Source organism: Shewanella atlantica (assembly GCF_003966265.1).
Classification (GTDB): Bacteria; Pseudomonadota; Gammaproteobacteria; order Enterobacterales; family Shewanellaceae; genus Shewanella; species Shewanella atlantica.
The window spans coordinates 1-24,600 of sequence record NZ_RXNV01000026.1 but is presented as its reverse complement, the minus strand read 5'-3'; the positions used below and the strand labels follow the sequence as shown (position 1 = coordinate 24,600).

At 44.7% G+C, this 24,600-nt stretch carries 41 protein-coding genes; 34 read left to right on the top strand and 7 right to left on the bottom strand.

Annotation, left to right across the window (positions count from 1 at the left end):
- From EKG39_RS22875 to rplQ, 29 genes are all read left to right on the top strand, one after another.
- Positions 1-242 (top strand): EF-Tu C-terminal domain-related protein (locus EKG39_RS22875; protein WP_484385940.1); only part of this gene is annotated, 242 nt, incomplete at its 5' end.
- Positions 243-615: 373 nt separating this feature from the next.
- Positions 616-927, top strand: coding sequence for a 30S ribosomal protein S10 (gene rpsJ / locus EKG39_RS22870; RefSeq protein ID WP_005503530.1), 312 nt, complete (start codon positions 616-618; stop codon positions 925-927).
- Positions 928-942: 15 nt separating this feature from the next.
- On the top strand, positions 943-1,581 hold the full coding sequence (gene rplC / locus EKG39_RS22865) for a 50S ribosomal protein L3 (RefSeq protein WP_126508272.1): 639 nt from the start codon (positions 943-945) through the stop codon (positions 1,579-1,581).
- Positions 1,582-1,597: 16 nt separating this feature from the next.
- Positions 1,598-2,203, top strand: coding sequence for a 50S ribosomal protein L4 (gene rplD, locus EKG39_RS22860; RefSeq protein ID WP_126508271.1), 606 nt, complete (start codon positions 1,598-1,600; stop codon positions 2,201-2,203).
- Positions 2,200-2,499 carry a 50S ribosomal protein L23 gene (gene rplW / locus EKG39_RS22855; protein WP_126508270.1) on the top strand — a complete coding sequence of 100 codons (300 nt, stop codon included), beginning with the start codon at positions 2,200-2,202 and terminating at the stop codon, positions 2,497-2,499. The genes rplD and rplW overlap by 4 nt, the downstream gene beginning before the upstream one ends.
- Positions 2,500-2,515: 16 nt before the next feature.
- The gene (gene rplB, locus EKG39_RS22850; RefSeq protein WP_126508269.1) at positions 2,516-3,343 is read left to right on the top strand and encodes a 50S ribosomal protein L2; all 828 of its coding nucleotides are present in this window, start codon (positions 2,516-2,518) and stop codon (positions 3,341-3,343) included.
- 11 nt (positions 3,344-3,354) lie between these two features.
- Complete coding sequence (gene rpsS, locus EKG39_RS22845) at positions 3,355-3,633, top strand: 30S ribosomal protein S19 (RefSeq protein ID WP_006083596.1); 279 nt, start codon at positions 3,355-3,357, stop codon at positions 3,631-3,633.
- A 15-nt stretch (positions 3,634-3,648) separates the two neighbouring features.
- Entirely contained in the window at positions 3,649-3,981 is a 333-nt protein-coding gene (gene rplV, locus EKG39_RS22840; protein ID WP_012144645.1) for a 50S ribosomal protein L22, read from the top strand.
- Between the two features lie 9 nt (positions 3,982-3,990).
- Positions 3,991-4,680, top strand: a complete 690-nt coding sequence (gene rpsC, locus EKG39_RS22835) for a 30S ribosomal protein S3 (RefSeq protein WP_126508268.1) — start codon at positions 3,991-3,993, stop codon at positions 4,678-4,680.
- Positions 4,681-4,691: 11 nt separating this feature from the next.
- The gene (rplP, locus tag EKG39_RS22830; protein ID WP_126508267.1) at positions 4,692-5,102 is read left to right on the top strand and encodes a 50S ribosomal protein L16; all 411 of its coding nucleotides are present in this window, start codon (positions 4,692-4,694) and stop codon (positions 5,100-5,102) included.
- A complete protein-coding gene (gene rpmC, locus EKG39_RS22825; protein WP_012144642.1) occupies positions 5,102-5,293 on the top strand; it encodes a 50S ribosomal protein L29 in 192 nt (63 codons plus the stop codon). The genes rplP and rpmC overlap by 1 nt, the downstream gene beginning before the upstream one ends.
- Positions 5,293-5,541, top strand: coding sequence for a 30S ribosomal protein S17 (rpsQ, locus tag EKG39_RS22820; RefSeq protein WP_012144641.1), 249 nt, complete (start codon positions 5,293-5,295; stop codon positions 5,539-5,541). Before rpmC ends, rpsQ begins: the two co-directional genes overlap by 1 nt.
- Before the next feature lie 176 nt (positions 5,542-5,717).
- A complete protein-coding gene (rplN, locus tag EKG39_RS22815; RefSeq protein ID WP_012144640.1) occupies positions 5,718-6,086 on the top strand; it encodes a 50S ribosomal protein L14 in 369 nt (122 codons plus the stop codon).
- A gap of 10 nt (positions 6,087-6,096) precedes the next feature.
- A complete protein-coding gene (gene rplX, locus EKG39_RS22810) occupies positions 6,097-6,411 on the top strand; it encodes a 50S ribosomal protein L24 (protein ID WP_012144639.1) in 315 nt (104 codons plus the stop codon).
- A gap of 12 nt (positions 6,412-6,423) precedes the next feature.
- Positions 6,424-6,963, top strand: a complete 540-nt coding sequence (gene rplE / locus EKG39_RS22805; RefSeq protein WP_126508266.1) for a 50S ribosomal protein L5 — start codon at positions 6,424-6,426, stop codon at positions 6,961-6,963.
- Positions 6,964-6,973: 10 nt separating this feature from the next.
- Positions 6,974-7,279 (top strand): 30S ribosomal protein S14, encoded by a 306-nt coding sequence (gene rpsN / locus EKG39_RS22800; protein ID WP_126508265.1) that lies wholly within the window; start codon positions 6,974-6,976, stop codon positions 7,277-7,279.
- A gap of 24 nt (positions 7,280-7,303) precedes the next feature.
- Positions 7,304-7,696: a 30S ribosomal protein S8 gene (rpsH, locus tag EKG39_RS22795; RefSeq protein ID WP_126508264.1), complete on the top strand. Its 393-nt coding sequence runs from the start codon at positions 7,304-7,306 to the stop codon at positions 7,694-7,696.
- A gap of 10 nt (positions 7,697-7,706) precedes the next feature.
- Entirely contained in the window at positions 7,707-8,237 is a 531-nt protein-coding gene (gene rplF / locus EKG39_RS22790) for a 50S ribosomal protein L6 (RefSeq protein ID WP_126508263.1), read from the top strand.
- A 10-nt stretch (positions 8,238-8,247) separates the two neighbouring features.
- On the top strand, positions 8,248-8,598 hold the full coding sequence (gene rplR / locus EKG39_RS22785) for a 50S ribosomal protein L18 (RefSeq protein WP_126508262.1): 351 nt from the start codon (positions 8,248-8,250) through the stop codon (positions 8,596-8,598).
- A 13-nt stretch (positions 8,599-8,611) separates the two neighbouring features.
- A complete protein-coding gene (rpsE, locus tag EKG39_RS22780; RefSeq protein ID WP_012144633.1) occupies positions 8,612-9,115 on the top strand; it encodes a 30S ribosomal protein S5 in 504 nt (167 codons plus the stop codon).
- A 6-nt stretch (positions 9,116-9,121) separates the two neighbouring features.
- Complete coding sequence (gene rpmD / locus EKG39_RS22775) at positions 9,122-9,307, top strand: 50S ribosomal protein L30 (RefSeq protein ID WP_126508261.1); 186 nt, start codon at positions 9,122-9,124, stop codon at positions 9,305-9,307.
- A 1-nt stretch (position 9,308) separates the two neighbouring features.
- The gene (rplO, locus tag EKG39_RS22770) at positions 9,309-9,743 is read left to right on the top strand and encodes a 50S ribosomal protein L15 (RefSeq protein ID WP_126508260.1); all 435 of its coding nucleotides are present in this window, start codon (positions 9,309-9,311) and stop codon (positions 9,741-9,743) included.
- A gap of 7 nt (positions 9,744-9,750) precedes the next feature.
- Positions 9,751-11,091 (top strand): preprotein translocase subunit SecY, encoded by a 1,341-nt coding sequence (gene secY / locus EKG39_RS22765; protein ID WP_012144631.1) that lies wholly within the window; start codon positions 9,751-9,753, stop codon positions 11,089-11,091.
- Between the two features lie 23 nt (positions 11,092-11,114).
- A complete protein-coding gene (rpmJ, locus tag EKG39_RS22760) occupies positions 11,115-11,228 on the top strand; it encodes a 50S ribosomal protein L36 (protein ID WP_006083579.1) in 114 nt (37 codons plus the stop codon).
- 113 nt (positions 11,229-11,341) lie between these two features.
- Positions 11,342-11,698, top strand: a complete 357-nt coding sequence (gene rpsM, locus EKG39_RS22755; protein ID WP_012327242.1) for a 30S ribosomal protein S13 — start codon at positions 11,342-11,344, stop codon at positions 11,696-11,698.
- Positions 11,699-11,712: 14 nt separating this feature from the next.
- Positions 11,713-12,105 carry a 30S ribosomal protein S11 gene (rpsK, locus tag EKG39_RS22750; RefSeq protein ID WP_012144629.1) on the top strand — a complete coding sequence of 131 codons (393 nt, stop codon included), beginning with the start codon at positions 11,713-11,715 and terminating at the stop codon, positions 12,103-12,105.
- A gap of 35 nt (positions 12,106-12,140) precedes the next feature.
- Complete coding sequence (gene rpsD / locus EKG39_RS22745; protein ID WP_126508259.1) at positions 12,141-12,761, top strand: 30S ribosomal protein S4; 621 nt, start codon at positions 12,141-12,143, stop codon at positions 12,759-12,761.
- Between the two features lie 24 nt (positions 12,762-12,785).
- Positions 12,786-13,775, top strand: coding sequence for a DNA-directed RNA polymerase subunit alpha (locus EKG39_RS22740; RefSeq protein ID WP_126508258.1), 990 nt, complete (start codon positions 12,786-12,788; stop codon positions 13,773-13,775).
- A gap of 38 nt (positions 13,776-13,813) precedes the next feature.
- A complete protein-coding gene (gene rplQ, locus EKG39_RS22735) occupies positions 13,814-14,212 on the top strand; it encodes a 50S ribosomal protein L17 (RefSeq protein ID WP_012144626.1) in 399 nt (132 codons plus the stop codon).
- A gap of 81 nt (positions 14,213-14,293) precedes the next feature.
- On the opposite strand, the gene EKG39_RS22730 is transcribed toward rplQ, so the two are convergent.
- From EKG39_RS22730 to ccmA, 6 genes are all read right to left on the bottom strand, one after another.
- On the bottom strand, positions 14,294-15,211 hold the full coding sequence (locus tag EKG39_RS22730) for an ABC transporter substrate-binding protein (protein WP_246028594.1): 918 nt from the start codon (positions 15,209-15,211) through the stop codon (positions 14,294-14,296).
- Positions 15,212-15,381: 170 nt separating this feature from the next.
- A complete protein-coding gene (ccmE, locus tag EKG39_RS22725; protein WP_126508256.1) occupies positions 15,382-15,867 on the bottom strand; it encodes a cytochrome c maturation protein CcmE in 486 nt (161 codons plus the stop codon).
- Positions 15,867-16,064, bottom strand: coding sequence for a heme exporter protein CcmD (ccmD, locus tag EKG39_RS22720; protein WP_126508255.1), 198 nt, complete (start codon positions 16,062-16,064; stop codon positions 15,867-15,869). Before ccmD ends, ccmE begins: the two co-directional genes overlap by 1 nt.
- Positions 16,064-16,810: a heme ABC transporter permease CcmC gene (gene ccmC, locus EKG39_RS22715; protein ID WP_126508254.1), complete on the bottom strand. Its 747-nt coding sequence runs from the start codon at positions 16,808-16,810 to the stop codon at positions 16,064-16,066. The genes ccmD and ccmC overlap by 1 nt, the downstream gene beginning before the upstream one ends.
- Before the next feature lies 1 nt (position 16,811).
- Positions 16,812-17,498, bottom strand: coding sequence for a heme exporter protein CcmB (ccmB, locus tag EKG39_RS22710; protein WP_012144621.1), 687 nt, complete (start codon positions 17,496-17,498; stop codon positions 16,812-16,814).
- A 9-nt stretch (positions 17,499-17,507) separates the two neighbouring features.
- The gene (gene ccmA, locus EKG39_RS22705; protein ID WP_126508253.1) at positions 17,508-18,158 is read right to left on the bottom strand and encodes a cytochrome c biogenesis heme-transporting ATPase CcmA; all 651 of its coding nucleotides are present in this window, start codon (positions 18,156-18,158) and stop codon (positions 17,508-17,510) included.
- A gap of 346 nt (positions 18,159-18,504) precedes the next feature.
- On the opposite strand from ccmA, the gene EKG39_RS22700 reads away from it, so the two are divergent.
- Positions 18,505-18,798: a c-type cytochrome gene (locus EKG39_RS22700; protein WP_126508252.1), complete on the top strand. Its 294-nt coding sequence runs from the start codon at positions 18,505-18,507 to the stop codon at positions 18,796-18,798.
- A gap of 154 nt (positions 18,799-18,952) precedes the next feature.
- Here the strand turns inward: EKG39_RS22700 and ccmI are convergent, their stop codons facing one another.
- Positions 18,953-20,200, bottom strand: coding sequence for a c-type cytochrome biogenesis protein CcmI (ccmI, locus tag EKG39_RS22695; RefSeq protein WP_126508251.1), 1,248 nt, complete (start codon positions 20,198-20,200; stop codon positions 18,953-18,955).
- A 409-nt stretch (positions 20,201-20,609) separates the two neighbouring features.
- Between ccmI and EKG39_RS22690 the strand changes: the two genes are divergently transcribed.
- Genes EKG39_RS22690 through EKG39_RS22675 form a run of 4 tightly spaced genes read left to right on the top strand, consistent with a single transcriptional unit; the run spans position 20,610 to position 24,218 of the window.
- Positions 20,610-22,589 (top strand): heme lyase CcmF/NrfE family subunit, encoded by a 1,980-nt coding sequence (locus EKG39_RS22690; RefSeq protein WP_126508250.1) that lies wholly within the window; start codon positions 20,610-20,612, stop codon positions 22,587-22,589.
- A gap of 17 nt (positions 22,590-22,606) precedes the next feature.
- Entirely contained in the window at positions 22,607-23,164 is a 558-nt protein-coding gene (locus EKG39_RS22685; protein ID WP_126508249.1) for a DsbE family thiol:disulfide interchange protein, read from the top strand.
- Positions 23,161-23,643, top strand: a complete 483-nt coding sequence (nrfF, locus tag EKG39_RS22680; protein ID WP_126508248.1) for a heme lyase NrfEFG subunit NrfF — start codon at positions 23,161-23,163, stop codon at positions 23,641-23,643. Before EKG39_RS22685 ends, nrfF begins: the two co-directional genes overlap by 4 nt.
- Positions 23,640-24,218 (top strand): TlpA family protein disulfide reductase, encoded by a 579-nt coding sequence (locus tag EKG39_RS22675; RefSeq protein WP_126508247.1) that lies wholly within the window; start codon positions 23,640-23,642, stop codon positions 24,216-24,218. Before nrfF ends, EKG39_RS22675 begins: the two co-directional genes overlap by 4 nt.
- The last annotated feature ends 382 nt before the right edge of the window (positions 24,219-24,600 follow it).

Below are 24,600 nucleotides of genomic sequence, written 5' to 3'. Positions count from 1 at the left end.
AAGAAGGCGGACGTCACACTCCATTCTTCAAAGGCTACCGTCCACAGTTCTACTTCCGTACAACTGACGTAACCGGTACTATCGAATTGCCAGAAGGCGTAGAGATGGTAATGCCTGGTGACAACGTTGCTATGACTGTTACACTAATCTGCCCAATCGCGATGGACGAAGGTTTACGCTTCGCAATCCGTGAAGGTGGCCGTACAGTTGGTGCTGGTGTTGTAGCTGAGATTGTTGCTTAATAGCGACTAGTCTTACAAAACACTAAAGAAAAGGAAGCTTCGGCTTCCTTTTTTATTGCCTATAATTTGTGGGCTGTACTGATTTTAAAAAACGTCTGGATTTAGCGTTAAAACTTTGTATAATGCTCGCCACATTGATGAATTTCATCCTATCGATGATAATTCAATCACTGGGGTTGATCTGAGCGTTTAAATCAGTATAATACCCCTTCGCCTTAACCATTAGGCGAATTTACTAGTAAGACAATTAGTCTTGCTCAAAAAAACAGCGACTCCAATTGTGAGTCGAACGGTTAAATCATCTCGCTCTGCGTTCCATTTTGGAAGTGCAAGAGGGTGATTTTTTATGTGTCCATTTTAGGAGCTCTGGTCAATGCAGAACCAAAGAATCCGTATCCGCTTAAAAGGATTTGATCATCGTTTGATCGATCAGTCTACTGCGGAAATCGTTGAAACTGCTAAGCGTACAGGCGCACAGGTTCGTGGTCCAATTCCACTACCAACGCGTAAAGAACGTTATACCATTTTGACTTCTCCACACGTTAATAAAGATGCGCGTGATCAGTACGAACTTCGTACTCACAAACGTCTAGTTGACATCGTTGAGCCAACTGAAAAGACTGTAGATGCACTTATGCGTCTTGATCTTGCGGCTGGTGTTGACGTTCAAATTAGCTTGGGTTAATAAGAGGTTTTCGAGATGGCTATCGGTCTTATCGGTCGTAAAGTGGGTATGACTCGCATCTTCACTGAAGATGGTGCGTCTGTCCCGGTTACAGTAATTGAAATCGCTTCTAACCGCGTTACTCAGGTGAAAACCTTAGAAACTGACGGTTACCGTGCGCTTCAAGTTACTACTGGTACCAAAAAAGCTAATCGCATCACTAAACCAGAAGCAGGTCACTTTGCTAAGGCAGGCGTTGAAGCCGGTCGTGGTTTGTGGGAAGTGCGTTTGGCAGATGGTGAAGGCGAAAGCATTGAAGTTGGTGCTGAGCTAAATGTTGATATCTTCGCTGATGTAGCGAAAGTTGATGTTACTGGTCAATCTAAAGGTAAGGGCTTCCAAGGCGGTATTAAGCGTTGGAACTTCCATGCACAAGACATGACACACGGTAACTCACTGGCACATAGATCCAACGGTTCTATCGGTCAAAACCAGACACCTGGTCGCGTTTTCAAAGGTAAGAAAATGTCAGGCCACATGGGTGCAGAGCGTGTTACCACTCAGAATCTAGACGTTGTACGTGTAGATGCAGAGCGTAACTTGCTACTGGTTAAGGGTGCTGTTCCGGGAGCCACAAATGGCAACCTGATCATCAAGCCTGCCGTTAAAGCTTAGGTCTGAGGAGATAGTAATGGAATTGGTATTGAAAGACGCACAAAGTGCTCTGGAAGTTTCCGAAACTACCTTCGGCCGTGACTTTAATGAAGCACTGGTTCATCAGGTAGTTGTAGCTTATGCTGCAAACGCACGTCAGGGCACTCGTGCTCAAAAGACTCGTGCGGAAGTTGTTGGCTCTGGCAAGAAGCCATGGCGCCAAAAAGGTACTGGCCGCGCACGTGCCGGTACTGTTAAAGGCCCGATCTGGCGTGGCGGTGGCGTAACATTCGCTGCTAAAGCTCAAGATCACAGCCAAAAAGTAAACAAGAAGATGTACCGCGGAGCGCTGAAAAGCATTTTCTCTGAATTGGTACGTCAAGACCGTCTAATCGTAGTCGAGTCATTTAGCGTTGAAGCTCCTAAAACTAAAGAGCTTAAAGCTAAACTGTCTGCTATGGATCTAGAAGACGTGTTGATCGTTACTCCAGAAATTGACGAGAACTTGTTCTTGGCTGCTCGCAACTTGTACAAAGTTGACGTTCGTGACGTAGCTGGTATTGACCCAGTTAGTCTGATCGCATTCAACAAAGTACTAGTAACTGCCGATGCTGTTAAGCAAATCGAGGAGATGCTGGGATGATCAGTCAAGAACGTTTGCTAAAAGTTATTCTTGCACCACATATCTCTGAAAAGAGTACTGTTTGTGCAGAAAATGACAACACGGTAGTTTTCCGTGTAGCTATAGACGCAACTAAAGCTGAAGTTAAAGCTGCAGTCGCTCAATTGTTCGAAGTTGAAGTAGATTCAGTTCGCACTCTAGTTAACAAAGGTAAGACCAAGCGTACCGGTGCCCGTATGGGTCGTCGTGTCGATTGGAAAAAAGCCTATGTTACTTTAGCTGCTGGTGCTGAAATCGATTTCGTCGGCGCTGAGTAAGCAAAGGAGAATTATCATGGCAGTTATTAAGTGTAAGCCAACCTCTGCTGGTCGTCGTCACGTTGTTAAAGTGGTGAACACTGACCTGCACAAGGGTAAACCTTTTGCTGGCTTGTTGGCGAAAAAATCTAAAAGTGGTGGCCGTAACAATACTGGCCGTATCACTGTTCGTCACGTAGGTGGTGGACACAAGCAGCATTACCGTATTGTTGACTTTAAGCGCAACAAAGACGGTATCCCTGCAAAAGTTGAGCGTTTGGAATATGATCCAAACCGCACAGCAAACATCGCACTTGTTTTGTATGCTGATGGTGAGCGTCGTTATATCCTTGCTGCTAAAGGCATGCAAGCTGGAGATCAAATCCAGTCTGGTATCGATGCTGAAATCAAGAGCGGTAACGCTCTACCATTACGCAACATCCCAATAGGTAGTGTTGTACACGCAGTTGAAATGAAGCCTGGTAAAGGTGCTCAGATCGCTCGTTCAGCAGGTACTTATGTTCAAGTTGTAGCTCGTGATGGCGAATACGCTACTCTACGTCTTCGCTCTGGCGAAATGCGTAAAGTACCAGTAGACTGCCGCGCGACATTGGGTGAAGTTGGTAATGCCGAGCATATGCTACGCCAGTTAGGTAAAGCAGGTGCTAAACGCTGGAGAGGCGTACGCCCAACAGTTCGTGGTGTTGCAATGAACCCAGTAGATCATCCCCATGGTGGTGGTGAAGGCCGTACTTCTGGTGGCCGTCATCCTGTTTCACCAACGGGTGTTCCAACTAAGGGTTATAAGACTCGTAGTAACAAACGCACCGACAAGTACATTGTACGTCGTCGCAATAAAAAGTAAGAGGATTCGCCATGCCACGTTCTCTCAAGAAAGGTCCATTCATTGACCTACACTTGCTGAAGAAGGTAGAGAAAGCGATGGAAGCGGGAGACAAGAAGCCTATTAAGACTTGGTCTCGTCGCTCTATGATCATCCCTAATATGATTGGGTTGACCATCGCTGTCCATAATGGTCGTCAGCACGTACCTGTGTTCGTAACTGACGAAATGATCGGCCACAAGCTTGGTGAATTTTCACCAACTCGCACTTATCGCGGCCATGCTGCTGATAAGAAAGCGAAGAAGCGTTAATACGGGAGGAATAAGATGGAAGTTTTAGCTAAACATCGTTTTGCCCGTACGTCGCCTCAAAAGTGTCGTTTGGTTGCAGATCAAATCCGTGGACTGCCTGTTGCTAAGGCTCTCGAAATTTTAACTTTCAGCCCTAAAAAAGCTGCAGTACTTGTTAAGAAAGTACTGGACTCTGCAATCGCTAATGCTGAGCACAATGAAGGTGCTGACATTGACGAGCTAAGAGTTGGAGCCATTATGATCGATGAAGGTCCAACTATGAAGCGTATCATGCCACGTGCTAAAGGCCGTGCTGATCGTATAATCAAGCGTACCAGCCACATTACTGTGGTTGTATCAGATCGCTAGGAGTTAGCAATGGGACAGAAAGTACATCCTAATGGTATCCGTCTGGGTATCACTAAGCCTTGGATCTCGACCTGGTACGCTGACAAGTCAGACTATGCCAATAACTTGAGTAGTGACTGGGAAGTGCGTAAGTTTCTTGAAAAGAAACTTAAGCAAGCATCAGTTTCTAAGATTGTTATCGAGCGTCCAGCAAAGAGTGTTCGCGTTACTATTCACACTGCCCGTCCAGGTGTTGTGATTGGTAAGAAAGGCGAAGACGTTGAGAAGCTACGCAACGCAGTTGCAAAGCTGACTGGTATTCCAGCTCAAATCAACATCGCTGAGATCCGTAAGCCTGAGCTAGATGCTAAGCTTGTTGCCGATGGCATCGCTTCGCAGCTAGAGCGTCGTGTTATGTTCCGTCGTGCTATGAAGCGCGCAGTTCAAAATGCAATGCGTCTTGGTGCTAAAGGTATCAAAGTTGAAGTTAGCGGCCGTCTAGGCGGAGCTGAGATTGCGCGTTCTGAGTGGTATCGTGAAGGTCGTGTACCTCTACATACACTGCGTGCTGATATCGACTATTCTACTGCAGAGAGTCACACTCAATACGGTGTGATTGGCGTTAAAGTTTGGGTCTTCAAAGGTGAAGTTCTAGACGGCGTGCTACCTCAGCATGAAGAGCCGAAACAGCAGCCGAAGCGTAAGCCTCGCGGTAAATAGGAGAGCTGGCAATGCTGCAACCAAAACGAATGAAGTTTCGTAAAATGTTCAAAGGCCGTAACCGCGGTCTTGCGAACGGCACTGAAGTAAGCTTCGGTGATTTCGGTTTGAAAGCTGTTGGACGTGGTCGTCTAACTGCTCGTCAAATTGAAGCTGCGCGTCGTGCTATGACACGTCACATTAAACGTCAAGGTCAAATCTGGATCCGCGTTTTCCCTGATAAGCCTATCACCTCTAAGCCTCTTGAAGTGCGTATGGGTAAAGGTAAGGGTAACGTTGAATATTGGGTTTGCCAAATTCAACCAGGTAAGGTTCTTTATGAGATGGATGGTGTACCAGAGGAGCTAGCTCGTGAAGCTTTCGCTCTTGCTGCCGCTAAGCTGCCTCTTAAGACCACCTTTGTAACTAAGACGGTGATGTAATGAAAGCGAGCGAACTAACAGAAAAGAGCGTTGAAGAACTGAACGCTGAACTGCTTGGTCTGCTGCGTGAGCAGTTTAATCTGCGTATGCAACACGCCACTGGTCAGTTGACTCAGACTCATCAGCTTAAAATCGTGCGTCGCAACATTGCGCGCGTTAAGACCATTATTACTTCTAAGGCGGGTGCATAATGTCTGATAATATCCGTACTTTGCAGGGTCGAGTACTTAGCAACAAGATGGACAAGTCTATCACTGTAGCTATTGAGCGTAAGGTTAAGCATCCTTTATACGGGAAGTACCTTAAGCGCACTACTAAGATCCATGCACATGACGAACAAAATCAGTGTAATGCTGGCGATGTCGTGACTATTCGCGAATGCCGTCCGCTGTCTAAGACTAAGTCTTGGACTCTGGTTGAAGTAGTATCTAAAGCCTAATATTTTTTGGCTTTAAGCTAAACGGCTCCTTTTTGGAGCCGTTTTTATTTTAACACTATCTATTCTCAAATTCGGGTGTTATACTTGCGCGCCATTTTTGACAAAATTATTGTTAAAAATAGGCGAAAAAGTCGCCCCAAATTGGGGATGTAAGTAACGTTAGCGGAGCATTTACAATGATCCAAATGCAATCTACTCTAGATGTAGCCTGTAACAGTGGCGCTCGTAGAGTTCAGTGTATTAAGGTCTTAGGTGGATCTCATCGTCGTTATGCCGGTATCGGCGACATCATTAAGGTTTCTGTTAAAGAAGCTATTCCTCGCGGTAAAGCGAAGAAAGGTGATGTATATAGCGCGGTGGTAGTTCGTACTAAGAAAGGCGTACGTCGCCCAGACGGTTCTGTCATTCGCTTCGATCGGAACGCAGCTGTTTTGCTTAACGCAAACAATGCACCGATTGGTACTCGTATCTTTGGCCCAGTGACGCGTGAATTGCGTAACGAACAATTTATGAAAATTGTTTCTCTGGCACCAGAAGTACTGTAAGGAGCTTCAAATGGCAGCTAAAATCCGTCGCGAAGACGAAGTAATTGTATTAGCAGGTAAAGACCAGGGTAAACGCGGTAAGGTTTCTCAGGTTCTTCCTACTGGTAAATTAATTGTTGAAGGCATTAATCTTGTCAAGAAACACCAGAAGCCAAACCCACAATTGGGCGTAGCTGGCGGTATTGTTGAGCAAGAAGCACCGATACAAGCATCAAACGTAGCGATTTTCAACTCTGCCACTGGCAAAGCTGATCGCGTTGGTTTCCGATTTGAAGACGGCCAAAAGGTCCGTTTCTTTAAGTCGAACAGTGAACTCGTTAAGTAATTGGAGTAAACGATGGCGAAACTGCATGATAAATATCAAGAGACTGTTAGTCCTGAACTTGCTAAAAAGTTCGGTTTTACCAGTGTCATGCAAGTCCCTCGGATTGAGAAAATCACCCTTAACATGGGTGTTGGCGAAGCAGTAGCAGATAAGAAAGTTATGGAGCATGCGCTTCGTGACATGACTGCTATCGCTGGTCAAAAGCCGGTTGTGACTGTAGCTCGTAAGTCAGTGGCTGGTTTTAAAATCCGTGATGGCTACCCGATAGGCTGTAAGGTTACACTGCGCGGTGAGCGTATGTGGGAATTCTTAGAGCGTTTAGTTGATATCGCAATCCCGCGTATTCGTGATTTCCGTGGTATGAGCGCTAAGTCGTTCGATGGCCGTGGTAACTACGCAATGGGTGTACGTGAGCAGATTATCTTCCCTGAGATCGAATACGATAAAATCGATAAGATCCGTGGTATGGATATTGTGATCACTACTTCTGCGAAGAATGATGAAGAAGGCCGAGCTTTGCTTGAAGGCTTTAACTTCCCATTCAAGAAATAAGGGTAGCGAAATGGCAAAAAGTTCAATGAAAGCACGTGAAGTAAAACGTGCCAAGCTCGTGGCTAAGTTCGCTGAAAAGCGTCTAGCTCTTAAGGCTATCATTAACAATCCAACTACATCTGATGATGACCGTTGGGATGCAGTTCTTAAGTTGCAAGGTCTACCACGTGATTCCAGCAGTTCGCGTCAGCGCAACCGCTGTAGTCAAACTGGTCGCCCACATGGTTATTTACGTAAATTCGGCCTTAGCCGTATTAAGTTGCGTGAAGCTACCATGCGTGGTGAAGTTCCTGGTCTACGTAAGGCCAGCTGGTAAATACTTGTCACGGAGTAAGCTAATATGAGCATGCAAGATCCTATAGCGGATATGTTAACACGTATTCGTAATGGCCAAGCTGCTAACAAAGTATCAGTAACTATGCCTTCTGCTAAGCTAAAAGTCGCTATTGCGAAAACGCTTAAAGAAGAAGGTTATATCACTGACTACGCCGTAGCAGATGAAACCAAACCTGTTCTTGAAATTACGTTAAAGTATTTCCAAGGCCAGCCAGTTGTTGAGACTATCCAACGCGTTAGCCGTCCTGGTCTTCGTATTTACAAAGGTAAAGACGAACTTCCAAAGGTTATGGGCGGACTGGGTGTCGCAATTGTGTCCACTTCTAAAGGTTTGATGACTGACCGTACCGCCCGCCAAAATGGCATGGGTGGGGAAGTTATCTGCTACGTAGCTTAAGGAGCTAGCAATGTCTCGTGTCGCAAAAGCACCAGTCGCTATCCCTGCAGGCGTAGAAGTGACTCTAAACGAACAAACTATCACCGTAAAAGGTACTAAAGGTAGTTTGACTCGAGTAATTAACGCTGACGTTTCTGTTGTTGTTGAAGACAACGAAATTAAGTGTAGTTCTGTAGAAGGCGTTAAAACTAACGCTCAAGCAGGTACAGCTCGAGCTCTAATCAACAACATGGTTGTTGGTGTAACAGCTGGTTTTGAGAAAAAACTAACTCTAATTGGTGTCGGTTACCGTGCGAAAATCGCTGGTAAAGGCGTTGATTTGACTTTAGGTTTCTCTCACCCACTAGTACACGAACTCCCAGACGGCGTAACAGCTGTTTGTCCTTCACAAACTGAAATCGTACTTTCTGGTACTGATAAGCAGCTTGTCGGACAAGTAGCAGCTGAGATTCGCGGCTACCGTCCACCAGAGCCTTACAAAGGTAAAGGTGTTCGCTATGCTGACGAACAAGTACGTCGTAAAGAGGCTAAGAAGAAGTAGGTAACGCGATATGGATAAGAAAACATCTCGCTTACGCCGCGCAACTCGCGCCCGTAAGAAGATCCAAGAGCTGGGCGTTAACCGTCTGGTTGTACATCGTACACCACGTCACACCTATGCTCAGGTAATCAGCCCTGATTCACAGGTTTTGGCGGCAGCTTCTACTGCTGAGAAAGCGGTAACAGAGCAACTTAAGTACACAGGTAACGTTGATGCAGCTAAAGTAGTGGGTAAAACCGTTGCTGAGCGTGCTATCGAAAAAGGCGTGACTGTAGTTGCATTCGATCGTTCCGGTTTCAAGTATCACGGACGTGTAGCTGCATTAGCAGACGCCGCTCGTGAAGCTGGCCTCAAGTTCTAAGGAATGATTAAAAATGGCTAAATTCGAAGCACAGCAAAAAGACGATCTGCAAGAGAAACTAGTTGCAGTTAATCGTGTTTCTAAAGTGGTTAAAGGCGGACGTATCTTTAGCTTCACTGCACTAACTGTAGTGGGTGACGGTAACGGTAAAGTCGGCTTTGGCTATGGTAAAGCGCGTGAAGTACCAGCAGCAATTCAGAAAGCAATGGAAAAGGCTCGCCGTAACATTGTTTCTGTTGAATTGATCAATGGTACTCTGCACCACCCTGTAAAGGGCCGTCACACTGGATCGCGTGTTTACATGCAACCAGCATCAGACGGTACCGGTATTATTGCCGGTGGCGCAATGCGTGCCGTATTGGAAGTAGCAGGCGTTCATAACGTTCTGTCGAAAGCATACGGTTCTACTAACCCGATCAACATCGTTCGCGCAACTGTAGATGCGTTGGTGCACATGAAGTCACCATCACAAATTGCAGCTAAGCGTGGCCTTAATGTTGATGAAATTCGAGGTTAATGCACCATGGCTAAGAAAACTATCAAAGTGACACAGACTAAAAGTTCAATTGGACGTTTGCCTAAGCATCGTGCAACTTTGACTGGTCTAGGTCTACGCCGTATTAATCACACCGTTGAAGTTGAAGATACTCCTTCAGTTCGCGGTATGATTAACAAGGTTTACTACATGGTTTCGGTGGAGGAAGTATAAGATGCGTCTAAATACTCTATCACCTGCTGCAGGTGCTAAATCAGCAGCTAAGCGTGTAGGTCGCGGTATTGGTTCAGGCACTGGTAAAACTTGTGGTCGTGGCCACAAGGGTCAGAAGTCTCGTTCTGGTGGCGGCGTTCGCGTCGGTTTCGAGGGTGGTCAAATGCCACTTAAGATTCGTCTGCCTAAGTTTGGTTTTACCTCGCGTCGTGCGATGGTAACAGCAGAAGTTCGCATTAGTGAACTTGCAAAAGTTAACGGTGATGTTGTCGACTTAAATGCACTGAAAGATGCGAATCTCGTTACTCGCAACATACAGTTTGCTAAAATCGTTCTTTCAGGTACCATTGAGCGCCCAGTGACCGTAAAAGGTCTGAAGGTAACCAAAGGTGCACGTGCAGCTATTGAAGCTGCCGGCGGAAAGATCGAGGAATAATACGTCGATGGCAAAACCAGGACTTGATTTAAAAAGCGCGAAAGGTGGATTTTCTGAACTGAAGACTCGCCTCCTGTTCGTGATTGGTGCGATTATCGTCTTTAGAGCCGGTTCGTTTGTACCAATTCCTGGTATTGACGCTGCTGTATTAGCAGAGCTGTTCAATCAGCAGAAGGGTACTATCTTAGGCATGTTTAACATGTTCTCTGGTGGTGCCCTTGAACGTGCTTCTATCTTTGCATTGGGAATCATGCCGTATATTTCGGCGTCGATTATCATGCAGTTGTTGACTGTTGTGCATCCTGCACTCGCTGAACTTAAAAAGGAAGGCGAATCAGGACGTAAGAAGATCAGTCAGTATACTAGATACGGCACATTGGTCCTGGGTACATTCCAGGCAATCGGTATCGCAACGGGTCTACCAAACCTTGTTCCAGGTTTAGTTGTAAACCTCGGATTTGGTTTCTATTTCGTTGCTGTTGTGAGTTTAGTTACAGGAACTATGTTCCTTATGTGGCTAGGTGAGCAGATTACCGAACGAGGCATTGGTAATGGTATCTCGATATTAATTTTCGCAGGTATTGTTGCTGGTCTACCATCTGCTATCGGCCAAACGGCTGAGCAGGCGCGTCAAGGTGACTTGAACGTACTCGTACTGTTGTTGATAGCCGTTATTGTATTTGCTGTAACCTATTTTGTTGTATTTGTGGAGCGTGGTCAGCGTCGTATCGTTGTTAACTATGCAAAGCGTCAGCAGGGCCGTAAGGTGTTTGCTGCGCAAAGTACACATTTACCACTTAAGATAAATATGGCAGGTGTAATACCACCAATTTTTGCGTCGAGCATCATTTTGTTTCCAGGTACACTTGCACAGTGGTTTGGTCAAAATGAGTCCTTATCATGGTTAAGTGATTTTTCACTTGCTGTATCACCAGGACAACCGCTCTACTCATTATTGTATGCATCAGCAATCATTTTCTTCTGTTTCTTCTATACTGCGTTGGTGTTTAACCCGCGTGAGACAGCAGATAACTTGAAGAAAAGTGGTGCGTTTATTCCCGGGATCCGTCCTGGAGAACAGACTTCGCGTTACATTGATAAAGTGATGACTCGCCTGACATTAGCTGGCGCACTGTACATTACCTTTATCTGTTTAATTCCGGAGTTCATGTTAATTACGTGGAAAGTACAGTTCTATTTTGGCGGTACTTCACTACTTATTATGGTAGTCGTAATCATGGACTTCATGGCTCAAGTTCAGACCCACATGATGTCTCATCAGTATGAGTCTGTAATGAAGAAAGCTAACCTAGTGAATAAAGCGAATTTAGATCGCTTTGGTCGCTAAGAAAGTTTTCTCGGAGTGATGAAATGAAAGTTCGAGCTTCCGTGAAGAAGATCTGCCGTAATTGCAAGATCGTAAAACGTAGTGGCGTTGTACGCGTGATTTGTGTTGAACCTAAGCACAAACAGCGTCAAGGCTAAAAAAACTTGGTCAGCCCTGTTCGGGCTGATCAAAATTTATTTGCAAAACCGTCGTCTGTCGAGTATCCTACCGGGCTTTTCACAGATGACCATTAACTATTGAGGAGTGCATAGTGGCCCGTATCGCTGGCATTAACATTCCTGATCACAAGCATACAGTCATTGCATTGACTGGAATCTTCGGCATTGGCCGTACTCGCGCTAGAGCAATCTGCGCGGCTACTTCTGTTGCTGAAGACGCTAAGATCAAGGAATTGAGCGAAGCTCAAATTGATACACTACGCGAAGCAGTTGCCGAATACACTGTAGAAGGTGATTTGCGTCGTGAAGTTTCCATGAACATCAAGCGTCTTATGGACCTTGGCTGTTACCGTGGAATACGTCACCGTCGTAGCCTGCCCCTTCGTGGGCAACGTACTAAGACCAATGCGCGTACGCGTAAAGGTCCACGTAAACCAATCAGAAAGTAACGGGGTAAACCGAAATGGCTAAAGTTCCGTCACGTTCTCCGCGTAAGCGTGTACGTAAACAGGTTGCTGATGGCATGGCTCATATCCATGCTTCTTTCAACAACACAATTATTACCATTACAGATCGTCAAGGTAATGCACTATCTTGGGCAACTTCAGGTGGTTCAGGTTTCCGTGGTTCACGTAAATCTACTCCTTTTGCTGCACAGGTTGCTGCTGAGCGTGCAGGTGTTGCTGCTCAGGACTACGGTGTTAAAAACCTAGAAGTCTTTGTAAAGGGTCCAGGTCCAGGACGCGAATCTGCGATTCGTGCACTAAACTCGGTTGGTTACAAGATAACTAACATTACCGATGTGACGCCTATCCCTCATAATGGTTGTCGTCCTCCTAAGAAACGTCGCGTATAACACGTCGTTTTTAATAGGATAGTTGGAGAAAGAACATGGCAAGATACTTGGGTCCCAAGCTCAAGCTCAGCCGCAGAGAAGGTACAGACCTTTTCCTAAAAAGCGGTGTGAGAGCAATCGATTCGAAGTGTAAGCTTGAAACTGCACCTGGACAACACGGCGCTCGTAAGACCCGTCTGTCTGAGTATGGCGTTCAGCTACGCGAGAAACAAAAAGTTCGTCGTACTTATGGTGTGCTTGAAAAGCAATTCCGTAACTACTACAAAGACGCTGCACGTACAAAAGGTAACACTGGTGAAAACCTACTTACTCTTTTAGAAACCCGTCTTGATAACGTTGTATACCGTATGGGCTTTGGCGCAACTCGTGCAGAAGCACGTCAGCTTGTAAGCCACAAGTCTATTCTGGTAAACGGCAGCGTTGTTAACATTCCATCATTCAAAGTGTCTGCGAATGATGTAATTAGCATTCGTGAGAAGTCTAAGAAGCAAGCGCGTATTATTGCTGCTTTAGAAGTTGCTTCTCAACGCGAAAAGCCAACATGGGTTGAAGTTGATAACACTAAGATGGAAGGTGCTTTCAAGCGTCTACCAGAGCGTAGTGATTTATCTGCGGAAATTAACGAACAGCTGATCGTCGAACTTTACTCTAAGTAAAGTTAACACAAAAGAGAGGACACAATGCAGGGTTCTGTTACAGAATTTCTTAGACCGCGTCTCGTTGATATCGAGCAGGTTAATCCAACACGTGCCAAAGTTACACTTGAGCCGCTTGAACGTGGTTTCGGTCACACTTTAGGTAACGCGTTGCGTCGTATCCTATTGTCGTCTATGCCAGGCTGCGCGGTAACCGAAGTAGAAATTGATGGTGTACTGCATGAATACAGTAGCAAGGAAGGCGTGCAAGAGGATATCCTTGAGATCCTACTAAACCTTAAAGGTTTAGCAGTAGTGATCGAAGGGAAAGACGAAGCTATGCTTACTTTAAGTAAGTCAGGCGCAGGCCCTGTTACTGCAGCAGATATCACGCATGATGGTGATGTCACTATCATGAATCCTGACCACGTTATCTGTCATTTGACTGGTAATAATGAGGTCAGCATGCGAATCCGTGTAGAGCGTGGTCGTGGTTATGTACCGGCATCAGCCCGTGCACAAACCGAAGACGATGATCGCCCTATCGGTCGTTTGTTGGTGGATTCTTCATTCTCGCCTGTCGCTCGTATAGCCTACAATGTAGAAGCTGCACGTGTTGAACAGCGTACTGACTTAGATAAACTCGTTATCGATATGACCACAAACGGTACTATTGATCCTGAGGAAGCTATCCGTCGTTCTGCAACAATTCTAGCTGAACAGTTAGATGCGTTCGTTGAACTGCGTGATGTTACTGAGCCAGAGCAGAAAGAAGAGAAGCCGGAGTTCGATCCGATTCTGTTGCGTCCTGTGGACGATTTAGAGCTAACTGTACGTTCAGCTAACTGTTTGAAGGCTGAAGCGATTCATTACATCGGTGATCTGGTACAGCGCACAGAAGTTGAGCTGCTTAAGACTCCTAACTTAGGTAAGAAATCTCTTACTGAAATTAAGGATGTTTTAGCTTCTCGCGGACTGTCGTTAGGTATGCGTCTCGAAAACTGGCCACCGGCTAGTTTAGCAGACGACCTTTAAGTCCAGACTTGTACAGATTTAGGTAATAAGGATTAGTCATGCGCCATCGTAAGAGTGGTCGTCAACTGAACCGTAACAGCAGTCATCGCCAAGCTATGTTCCGTAACATGGCAAGCTCTTTAGTCCGTCACGAAGTGATCAAGACTACTGTAGCTAAAGCGAAAGAACTGCGTCGCGTAGTTGAACCTCTGATAACACTTGCTAAGAGTGATAGCGTTGCAAACCGTCGTTTGGCATTTGCACGTACTCGCGACGCTGAAGTCGTAGGTAAGTTATTCAATGAATTGGGTCCACGCTACCAGGAACGTCCTGGTGGTTACACTCGTATCCTTAAGTGCGGTCTACGTACTGGTGATAAAGCGCCTATGGCGTTTATTGAACTAGTTGGTCGCCCAGAAGATGCTGAAGCTGTTGAAGCTGATGACTCTGCTGAGTAATTAAGGTATTTCATTTTAAAAAGCCGGGCTATTGCCCGGCTTTTTTATGCGTAAAATTTGAATGTTGCACCTAAAAATCCTTTAATCTATCCATTTTGCTTTTCGTTTTATTTTCTCTGGAATTTTTAATTCCCACCGTTCAACTCCACGCTTACTAAAGAGGTAAAGTCCTTTACTGTCGAATACGAATGACAATGAGCTTGGTGATGCGCCTTCCAGGACCTGCTTTATCAATCTCCCGGCATGTTGACCGTGAAGATATCCATCTAAAACATAACCGCCTATGTTTTTTTGTGGGCCAATTGTAAACTCCCAAAATCCGAAGTGTGGCAATGGTGAATGTTCCGCGGCCCAAGCTATAACTTGTTCGGGTGACAGGTGCTTTCCTGAACCATCCCTTATAGTATGGTAAAGCCCTATAAATATGGCATCGTACCCATTTTCCTTGGCTTCAGAGACTCTTGTTTTCCACGTACTGAAATTACTTGTCAGTACAAAATCCAGACTAACCTTTCCCATTGAGATACTGTCCAGAGATGGACTGATCTGTTCCAACGATGCTATCGAAGTTTTGCTGTTATCGAAAAGTACTAAAAATTTCTTTTTGGGTTTGTCGAGTAATAACTGATTAGCTAGCAGAAGCGATCTTTTAAACAGTGGCCTTTCCAGTACCCCGGTAAAGTTTTTTTGGTTATGTATGTTATAGGTGCGGGGGTTAGTATTGAGTCCAAGGAATACGACCGGTACTTTTGTCTTCACAAAACGCTTATGTAGCATCTTAATTGCGTTATCATCTGCTAGTACTACAAGATCTGGCTTAAGCTCATTGTAGAGCTTCCAGGCTCGCTCAGCCTGGCTAGCAAAGCTTGTCTGCGGAAGTCGTTTGGTATTCAGGTAAGAATGGTGATATTCGTGTTCATTGCCAAGGATTGAAACTATGCCTCTATTATAGTTCTTATCCCACTCATACTCCTCATGGTAGCTTTCAATGATCAACACCGACGCTGCCATCATTTTCAGTGGGAACATAATCAGAAGGAGTAAGAGGTGCCGCATATTTTCGGTCTTCTAAGGGCTTTCTATAGTTATAGACCAGGTGTCACGGTATCGAAAGTCAGGCAAAAAAAAGGCCTCTTGCGAGGCCTCTTTAGAAGTTGATAAGTACCTAGTTAGTAGCTACTTTTTTGCTGTTCGTTGTAATCCAGCTTCTCGTGGGTCTGTCCCATGGCTTCAGCGACTTCAGGAGGCATGTAGTTCTCATCATGCTTTGCTAAAACCTCAGTTGCCTGAAGCTTACCGCCTTCGACTAAAACACCTTGAGCAACGATACCTTGGCCTTCTCGGAACAGATCCGGCAGCAGATCATCGTAAGTAACCAGAATCTCACCGCCGGCAGCATCGTGAACTGCAAACTCTACATGCAAGCTATCAGGATCGCGGACCATTGAGCCAATGGTAACCATGCCACCGACACGAATACGTTGACCAACTTCTGGTTTAACGCCGGTATCCTTCTTACCCTGTACAATCTCGGTTGGGGTATAGAATAGATTCAGGTTTGAGTTGAGGGCGTACAGTAAGAGTGACGCAATTGCGGCAACTCCGCCAATTAAGGCTACTGCTAATGTTAATCTTTTTTTACGTCTAGCGTTCACTATTTGGTACTCCGGTTTTCTTTAAGGCGCTCTTCTCGTTGTATTTTTTGCGAGATCCCCACCAACACCTTACGTTTTTGTCCAAGGCTGTGAACTACGAGAATACCTAACGACAGAAAGGTTACTCCATAAGCCAGCCATACGTAGAAGGCATAGCCTCCCATGTTAAAAAAATCTGCTAATGAATCGAACTGCATTATTTGACTCCTTCGGCTTTAGCAAGTTCCCGTACCCAAGGGCGCATTCCATTTCTTGCCAATATTTCGGCTCTGAAACGTATCAATGTAATCGCACCTATCATCATTCCGAAGCCAACGATATTTATCAGCAATGGATAAAGCATATCTGAAGACATACTCGATTTCTCAGTGATCTTGATTGTTGATGGTTGATGTAGCGAGCTCCACCATTCTACCGAGTATTTAATAATCGGAATATTAATCACGCCGACAATGGCTAAGATACCAGCGGCTCTGGCTGCTAACACTTTATCTTCAAACGAAGCATAGAGAGATATGACTCCTAAATATAGGAAAAGTAGTACCAGTTCAGCGGTTAAGCGAGCATCCCAGACCCACCAGGTGCCCCACATAGGTTTGCCCCAGGTTGCACCTGTAATCAAAGCAATAAAGGTAATTACAGCGCCGATGGGGGCAATTGCAGCAGCGGCCCAGTCAGCAGATTTAATCTGCCAAACAAGTCCGACAAAGGCTGAGCTGGCCATAGCCATGTATGCCGCCATAGACATAGATGCCGCAGGTACATGTATAAAGATGATTCTATAACTGTCACCTTGTTGATAATCGGTCGGAGCAAATACTAGCCCCCACACAGAACCAATACCTATCAGGCCTGTCGCCAGCATGGCGAACCAAGGGAGGAGTTTTCCGGATAAATTATAGGCGCGTTCGGGATCCGCGTAACTATGTAGCCATTTCCACATTTTAGTTAGTACTCACTCTTAGCGAAGCACCAATTGCAAAAGGTGCCAATATTAATGAACCGACCAACATCGCACCTATGATTGCGAGATGGCCACTGTAGGGTAAATTTAAGCCCGCCGCATCAATTGCTGAAGTCGCAAAGATGAGTACCGGGATATACAAAGGCAGGATAAGCAGGCTGAGTAACACACCGCCTTTATGTAATCCTACCGTTAAGGCTACACCAATAGCACCCAGTAAACTTAATACCGGTGTACCTAAAGCCAGTGTCGCCATCAATGCACCATAGCTATTGCCATCTAAGTGAAGCAGTACTGCTAATAACGGAGCAATTAATATTAACGGTACTCCGGTTAGAATCCAATGTGCTAACACCTTAGCCAAAACCATCAAAGGTAGTGGTTGTGGGCTTAATAACATCTGCTCCAGACTGCCATCCACGAAGTCAGCCTTAAATAATCTCTCCAGCGAAAGCATTGAGGCTAATAGGGCTGCAACCCAGATTATTCCTGGTGCTACTCTGGATAATATTTGTGGTTCAGGTCCAATACCTAATGGAAACAGGGTAACCACCAAGATAAAAAAGAGTAGGGGATTGAATATATCGCCTTTGTGACGGATTGCAATTTGCAAGTCACGTTTTAAAAGTGTGAAAAATGCTTGTCTAAAACTGATGCCTTTCTTCATTATGAAACCTTATACAAAGCGATACTCAAGACTAATCTTGCGAAGTATATCGTCACCGATAATTCCCATATCCTGGTGGGTGGTCATGATGACGCAACCTCCTCGTTTAGCATGGGCTAGAAAGATGTGCTCCAACTCTTCAACACCTTTCTTATCAATCGCAGTAAAAGGTTCATCTAACAGCCAAATCTTACAGTCAGTATGCCATAGTCGCGCAAGTGCTGTGCGTCTATGCTGGCCTGCTGAAAGGTGTCCAGCTAGTGCTTCTTCAAAACCGGCTAAATTAACTTTGCTAAGTATGCCGCGAGTATCAAACTCATCATACCCGCTGATCCTTAAATTGAAGTTAAGATTCTCTTCAGCAGTTAGTTCCGTTTTTACGCCAGCCAAGTGTCCGAGGTAGAGAAGATCGTCGTTGTACTCATCTCTGTTACGGGTTATGTCTTCACCTTGATAATAAACGTCGCCGGCATATGGGCGAGATAAACCGGCTAAGATGCGCAGTAAACTGGTTTTGCCAGAGCCGTTCGGCCCCTCTATCTGAACGATTTCGCCCGCTGTGATTTCAAAACTAAGTTCATCAAACAGAATTCGTTCTTCACGAATGCAGGTCAATTGATTGGCTGAAAGCAGGGTCTTTGCTATTTGTTGTTCTGCCACTGAGTCCTCTATATCAAGCCGTATGTTAACACAAGTGATATTAACACAATCCCTTTTAGGGGTTTAGTAATGGTTGGTTCTATCTGTCAGCAATTTGATATGCTTCCGAAAATTGAACCTTTTAACAAGATTAACTGAACTTTTTCAACATTTGCTAATATAGTATCCATTTTGTGTATCAAGTCGTGCTAATAGTATGCAAGCTTTGATTGGAATCACAAAAAGGTGAGATTTATTGAAGTTTGATGTATTCTATACGGGCTAAAAAAAATAGTCTGCCTTACTCATAGTCAGTTATAAGGGCAGCATTGAAGCTTTGTTAGTATTTGCATTAGGAACATCGAACATGAAAAAATTGTTAGCATTAACTGCTTTCGCTGCATTGACTTTGTCTGCAAACGTATCTGCACAAGAAGGTAAGGCTGTCTACGACAAGGCGTGCCAAGTATGCCACAGCATGGGTGTCGCTGGCGCTCCAAAAGCACATGATGCTGCAGCTTGGGAACCTCGTCTAGCTCAAGGTCTGGACACTCTGGTATCTACCATCAAAACTGGTAAAGGCGCTATGCCACCAGGTGGTATGTGTACAGATTGTACTGATGAAGATTACAAGAACGCTATTGAGTTCATGTCTAAGTAATTTTTGTTGTAGCTCTCTTATCTAGAGAAATGAAAAACCGGCAGATGCCGGTTTTTTTGTGCCTGAAATGTGTAAGCACATTTCAGGAAGGAGCTTTGAAGGTAAATAAAAAGGCCAGCATAGCTGGCCTTAAGTTATTCATGCGCAGACTCGTTTATTCTACTAATGTGTCGATTAATAGTTGAGTAGTGTCACCCACTTTTACCATTGCCAGGTGACCTTGAAGATCGCCGACTTGAGGCTTAACAGTCCCATGTTTAGATAGCACTGCAATAATCTCGACATTCTTTGCACCACTTAGCTTCACATCTCCACCCATAGAGGTTGTGTCATCTAAGGTGATAGTCGCCGGTAGGGTTTTAGCCGAAACCTTTACGGCAGCTAATGGAACCTTAGGGCCCTCTGTGCTACGGGCAAAGATAAACAGCATATCAGAGCTATTAACTTTATCTGCTAGTTCAGGTGCGATTGATACTTCGACACTAACTGTCTTAGCTTCACCTTTGACACTGGCATGAGCTGCATCGTTTGGCATTCCACCAGTCTCAGCTTCCATTCTCATTTTTGCGCTGTCAATTGCGTTAATGATGGCACTGCGGTCAACATCTTTTCGTTCACTATCAAGAATGATCTGCCAAGACTCAATCGCCTTTTGGTAATCAGCAGTGAAGAAGGAATCCATACCAACCAATAGAAGTGTCGAAGGATCTTCTGGATCGAGAGACAAAGATTGATCGATAATAGCCTGAATTGCCGGAGTCATCTGCTGGTTGGCTTTGTAATACATAGCCGTTGCTTTTGGTCCAAGTAATTCGGCATGAGTGCCAACCAATACCATGGCCTTGTCGAAGGTTTTTACAGCATCACCGTAACGACTGGCTGAGATATAGCTATGTCCTAAGCTGAACAGTAACTGGCTGTTTTCAGGTTCCGCTTTGGCTTGCTCTTCCATCGCCTGGAGACGTTGCTGCATGACCTGCTCTTGAGTCATTCCAGCATGTGGGCCACCCGGTTGAGGTTGATTTAGTTTTGCGTATGCACCAAGAGTTGTATAAAAGTACCCTGATACTCCGATAATGACGATAGACATCAGCATCGGCCACAATAGCCCTTTAGGCTTAACTTTATTTACCAAAGACTCATCGACACCTTGCTTCATATCCTGAAGCAAACTTATCTCTAACTCTTTCTTAAGAGAGTCAAATTCAACTTGATCTAACAGTTCATCCTCGAGCTCTTTTTCCAGTGTCGCAAGACGATTGTTAAATAGTTCGAGGTTTGTTTGTTTACGTACTCCTGCTTCTTCCGCTTGCAACATCTTTTGCTGACGAAAGTGAGGAAACCAAATCAGCACTAGGCTGACTAACACAAAAAGCGCAATAAAAATCCAGAGAGTGGTCATTATTTCTTTTTCACATTAGTTACAAAAAATGCGGATACACCGCAGGGATAGGGATAGGATTATACGGAAAGATTATTCATTGAACAGTAATATAAGGAGTTCATTACTTTAAAAGATGATAGTTGAGTACTGGTTCACAGTTCGTTTCTATTTTTTTTAAATCGATGAAACTTAAGTTTCACCTAAGGGTCAGACCTTAAAATCCGGTGCTTTTAACATCTGTATCCGTGACTAATCTGAACAGAGAATGAGACAGGTCACCCATATTTGTTCGAAAGAAGCAGACAGATACAACAGCAAATACTAAAATGACTCAAAATATGTACCTTGAGTAGTGTAAGCTGCAAACTCTTGTGTGTTGAATCAAGCACTAACTTGATCAATTCATCTATAGGACTGAGGAAAACCCATGATCCCAGAATTAGGACACTTATCGTTGATAATAGGATTAGCATTCGCTTTCCTGTTAGCCAGCGTTCCTTTAATTGGTGTTGCACGTAAAGACCAATACTTAGTGCGTTATGCTTGGCCATTAAGTTATGGCATGTTCTTCTTTATATTTTTATCCGTTGTTGTTCTTGGTTATAGCTTCGCTATTGATGATTTTTCGGTAGCATACGTTGCTCACCATTCAAATTCACAATTGCCAATTTTCTTCAAGATAGCTGCGGTATGGGGTGGGCATGAAGGCTCACTTCTATTCTGGGTATTTGCTCTGTCGTGTTGGGCAGCAGCCGTAGCATTCTTCAGTAAAGGGTTGGAAGAGGTCTTCACCGCACGAGTTTTAGCTGTGCTGGCGATGATCACTATTGGCTTCACGCTGTTTATGATACTCACTTCGAGCCCTTTCGAACGTCTATTCCCTGTACCGATGGAAGGACGAGACCTTAACCCAATGCTTCAGGATGTGGGCTTAATCTTCCATCCTCCTATGCTGTATCTGGGTTATGTTGGTTTCGCAGTTAGCTTTGCTTTTGCAATTGCAGCCTTAATGGGAGGAAGCCTGGATTCGGCTTGGGCACGTTGGAGTCGTCCATGGACTCTCGCTGCTTGGGTATTCCTTACCGGTGGTATTTCATTAGGTTCTTGGTGGGCATATTATGAGCTTGGCTGGGGCGGTTGGTGGTTCTGGGATCCAGTTGAAAACGCATCATTTATGCCTTGGTTGATTGGTACCGCATTATTACACTCCGTTATTGTTACTGAGAAACGTGCAGCTTTCCGTAACTGGACGGTACTGCTATCTATCTTTGCTTTCTCATTGAGCTTACTTGGTACCTTCATCGTTCGTTCCGGTGTTCTGACTTCTGTGCACTCATTTGCTGCAGATCCAAGTCGAGGCATGTTCATTCTCTTGCTTCTGGGGCTGGCAGTCGGTGGCTCGCTCACCTTGTTTGCATTTAGGGCTAGTGAGATGAAGAGTCCTGCCCGCTTCGAGCTAAAGTCAAAAGAAACCATGCTACTGGTATGTAATATTCTGCTGACGGTTGCGTGTGGTACGGTACTTCTTGGTACCCTGTATCCGCTACTTATCGATGCACTAAACATGGGTAAGATTTCCGTAGGTCCTCCTTACTTTAACGCAGTGTTTGTACCAATCGTTCTTGTCCTATTTGTCTTTATGGGAATTGGTCCAAATATTCGTTGGAAAAAAACTAAGCCTGGTGAGTTAAAGGCTAAGTTGTTGGTACCTGCTGTAATTGCAACGGTTGTTGGTGCGGCAGCGCCTTTCCTTGCCGATGGCCAATTCAATATCTGGGTAATGCTGGGTGTGGGTACTGCGACATGGGTTACACTCACCACGTTAAGAGCGGCCTTCGATATAACCAAATCTAAAGATGGTTCGTTTAGCCTTGCCAGAATGGGAAGAAGTCAGCTGGGTATGATTATCGCCCATCTGGGTATCGCCGTATCTGTCGTAGGTGGAACTATGGTTTCAAACTACTCGATAGAGAAGAGTGTACGTATGGGGCCTGGGATCAGCCAGGAACTAGCAGGTTATACCTTTAACTATATCGAAACTAAGAATGTTGTTGGTCCTAACTACACGGCTCAACAGGGGCAGGTCGAAGTCACTAAAGATGGTGAGTTTGTCGCGCTGCTGAGACCGGACCGTCGCCAGTACAATGTTCGTACTATGGACATGACTGAAGCTGGAATCGATTGGGGATTATTCAGAGATCTATATATCACAATGGGTGATCCATTGAGTAGAACTCAGTTCGCCGTTCGTCTGAACTACAAGCCATTTGTTCGTTGGTTATGGTTCGGAAGCATATTTATGATGGTCGGCGGTTTCTTTGCCGCATCAGATAAGCGTTATCGTACAAAGAAAGTAACAGAGGCATCGAAAGCTGATGCTCAAAAAGAGAAATTAGCTACGGCTTAACTTGAATTGGGGCAAGTATGAAGAAGAGGCTAGTACTATTTATTCCGTTGGTATTATTCTTAGTTATGGGAGTGTTCCTTTATAAGGGGCTCTTCCTTAATCCACAGAATCTAGACTCTGCACTAGAGGGAAAGCCTATTCCGGCTTTCCAGCTAGAGCGTCTTGAAGACCGTGGCGATGTAATCACAAACGAGAGTTTAAAAGGAAAAGTTTCACTATTAAATGTATGGGCTACATGGTGTCCATCTTGTAAGTATGAACATCCTTATCTGATGAGATTAGCAAGACAGAATATCTTGCCAATCTACGGTATTAACTACCGTGATGAGCGTGCCATGGCGATTCGTGAGCTAAACCGTCAGGGTGACCCATATACCGCTAACATTTTCGATCACGATGGCCGCCTAGGATTAGACCTTGGGGTTTACGGTGCTCCGGAAAGTTACCTGGTCGATCATAATGGGATCATTCGCTACCGTTACGCCGGTCCAATCGATCAACGTATTTGGAATGAAACTTTATTACCTATGGTTGAGGAACTTCAGGCTGCTGCTAAATTGGATGGTGCATCATGAGTAAGTTGATTTTTAAGTTTATCGGCATGATTCTTTTGTCTATGACACTCATCTCATCAGCCTTTGCGACTCCGGTTGATACTTATGAGTTCAAATCTGTTGATAATCAGAAGCGAGCGCTTGAATTAGCTCACTCGCTTCGTTGTCCGCAGTGTCAGAATCAAAACCTAATCGATTCAAATTCACCTGTTGCTCAAGACCTCCGCCTGGAAGTATATGAGATGGTTGATGCCGGTAAAGCGGATAATGAGATCATTGAGTTTATGACCAGCCGTTATGGTGAGTTCGTACTCTATAAGCCAAGAATGGAAGCTAAGACCTACGTTCTATGGCTTGGTCCGATAGCATTACTATTATTTGGTTTGCTGATTGGCTTCTTCTTTATACGTAAACAACGTATCTCAGATGTCGATGTACAGGAAATTAGTGCTGAAGAGCAAAAAGAGTTAGACAAGTTGCTTAAGCGAGACGATAAATGAAGAAGCGGTTAGCAAGTGTGCTAACGGTTTCTCTGTTGGCACTAAGTTCGTTATCTGTTAGCACTGCATTTGCGTACCCAGGAATGCAAAAGAAAGCAGAAGCTGAGAGCCAGTCCAGTATCGACCTTATTAATGTATTGCCAAAGACATATCCTATCGACGTTGTTCCTTTTAAAGATAGTAAAGGGGAAGCGGTAGATTTTGGTCAGTATAAAGGTAAGGTTATCATGGTTAACATGTGGGCTACCTGGTGCCCACCTTGTGTCCGTGAACTGCCGGCTATCGAGCGCTTATCGGCTAAGTTCGATTCCAGCGAATTTGAAATTTTGCCAATTTCGATCGATCTTGAAGGTAAGGATAAGGTTGAACCGTTTTTGAAAGAATTAGGAATGGAAGCATTCAACTCTTATTATGATGAAAAGCAGAAGTTGGGTAGTGTTTTCCCACTCGATACGATTCCTGCAACTTTCATCTTGAATAAAGAAGGTGAGCTACTGGCCTTTGTTCGTACTTTTGTCGATTGGGATGACAAAAAAGCCGCAGAACTGATACAAAGCTTTATTGATAAGCCTTAAATCAGATTCTCGAACTTGAAGAAAGGGACCTTTGGTCCCTTTCTTGTATCTAAAAGACGTTTTTAATACCTCAAATGAACCTGAAGTGTAGTATTAGCAGTCATTTCGTCTAATCCCTATACGTTCGATACTATTATTGAAAGATTACTTCAAAAAGCCCTTGCGTCCTTCCTTAAACTCCCTATAATGCGCATCCACTGACACGGCACAGCAGGCCAATCGCTCTTAGTAAACGCTAGGTAGCACGGGACTTGCAGCAGTGTTAGAGAGTTTAACTTCTTTGGAATTAGACTCAGGTGACAAGCGCTTTAGGGGCTTCGGGTTTTGATTGGTTTTGACCTTAATGGTTAACAAATCATCGCTTGGAAAACTTCTTAAAATA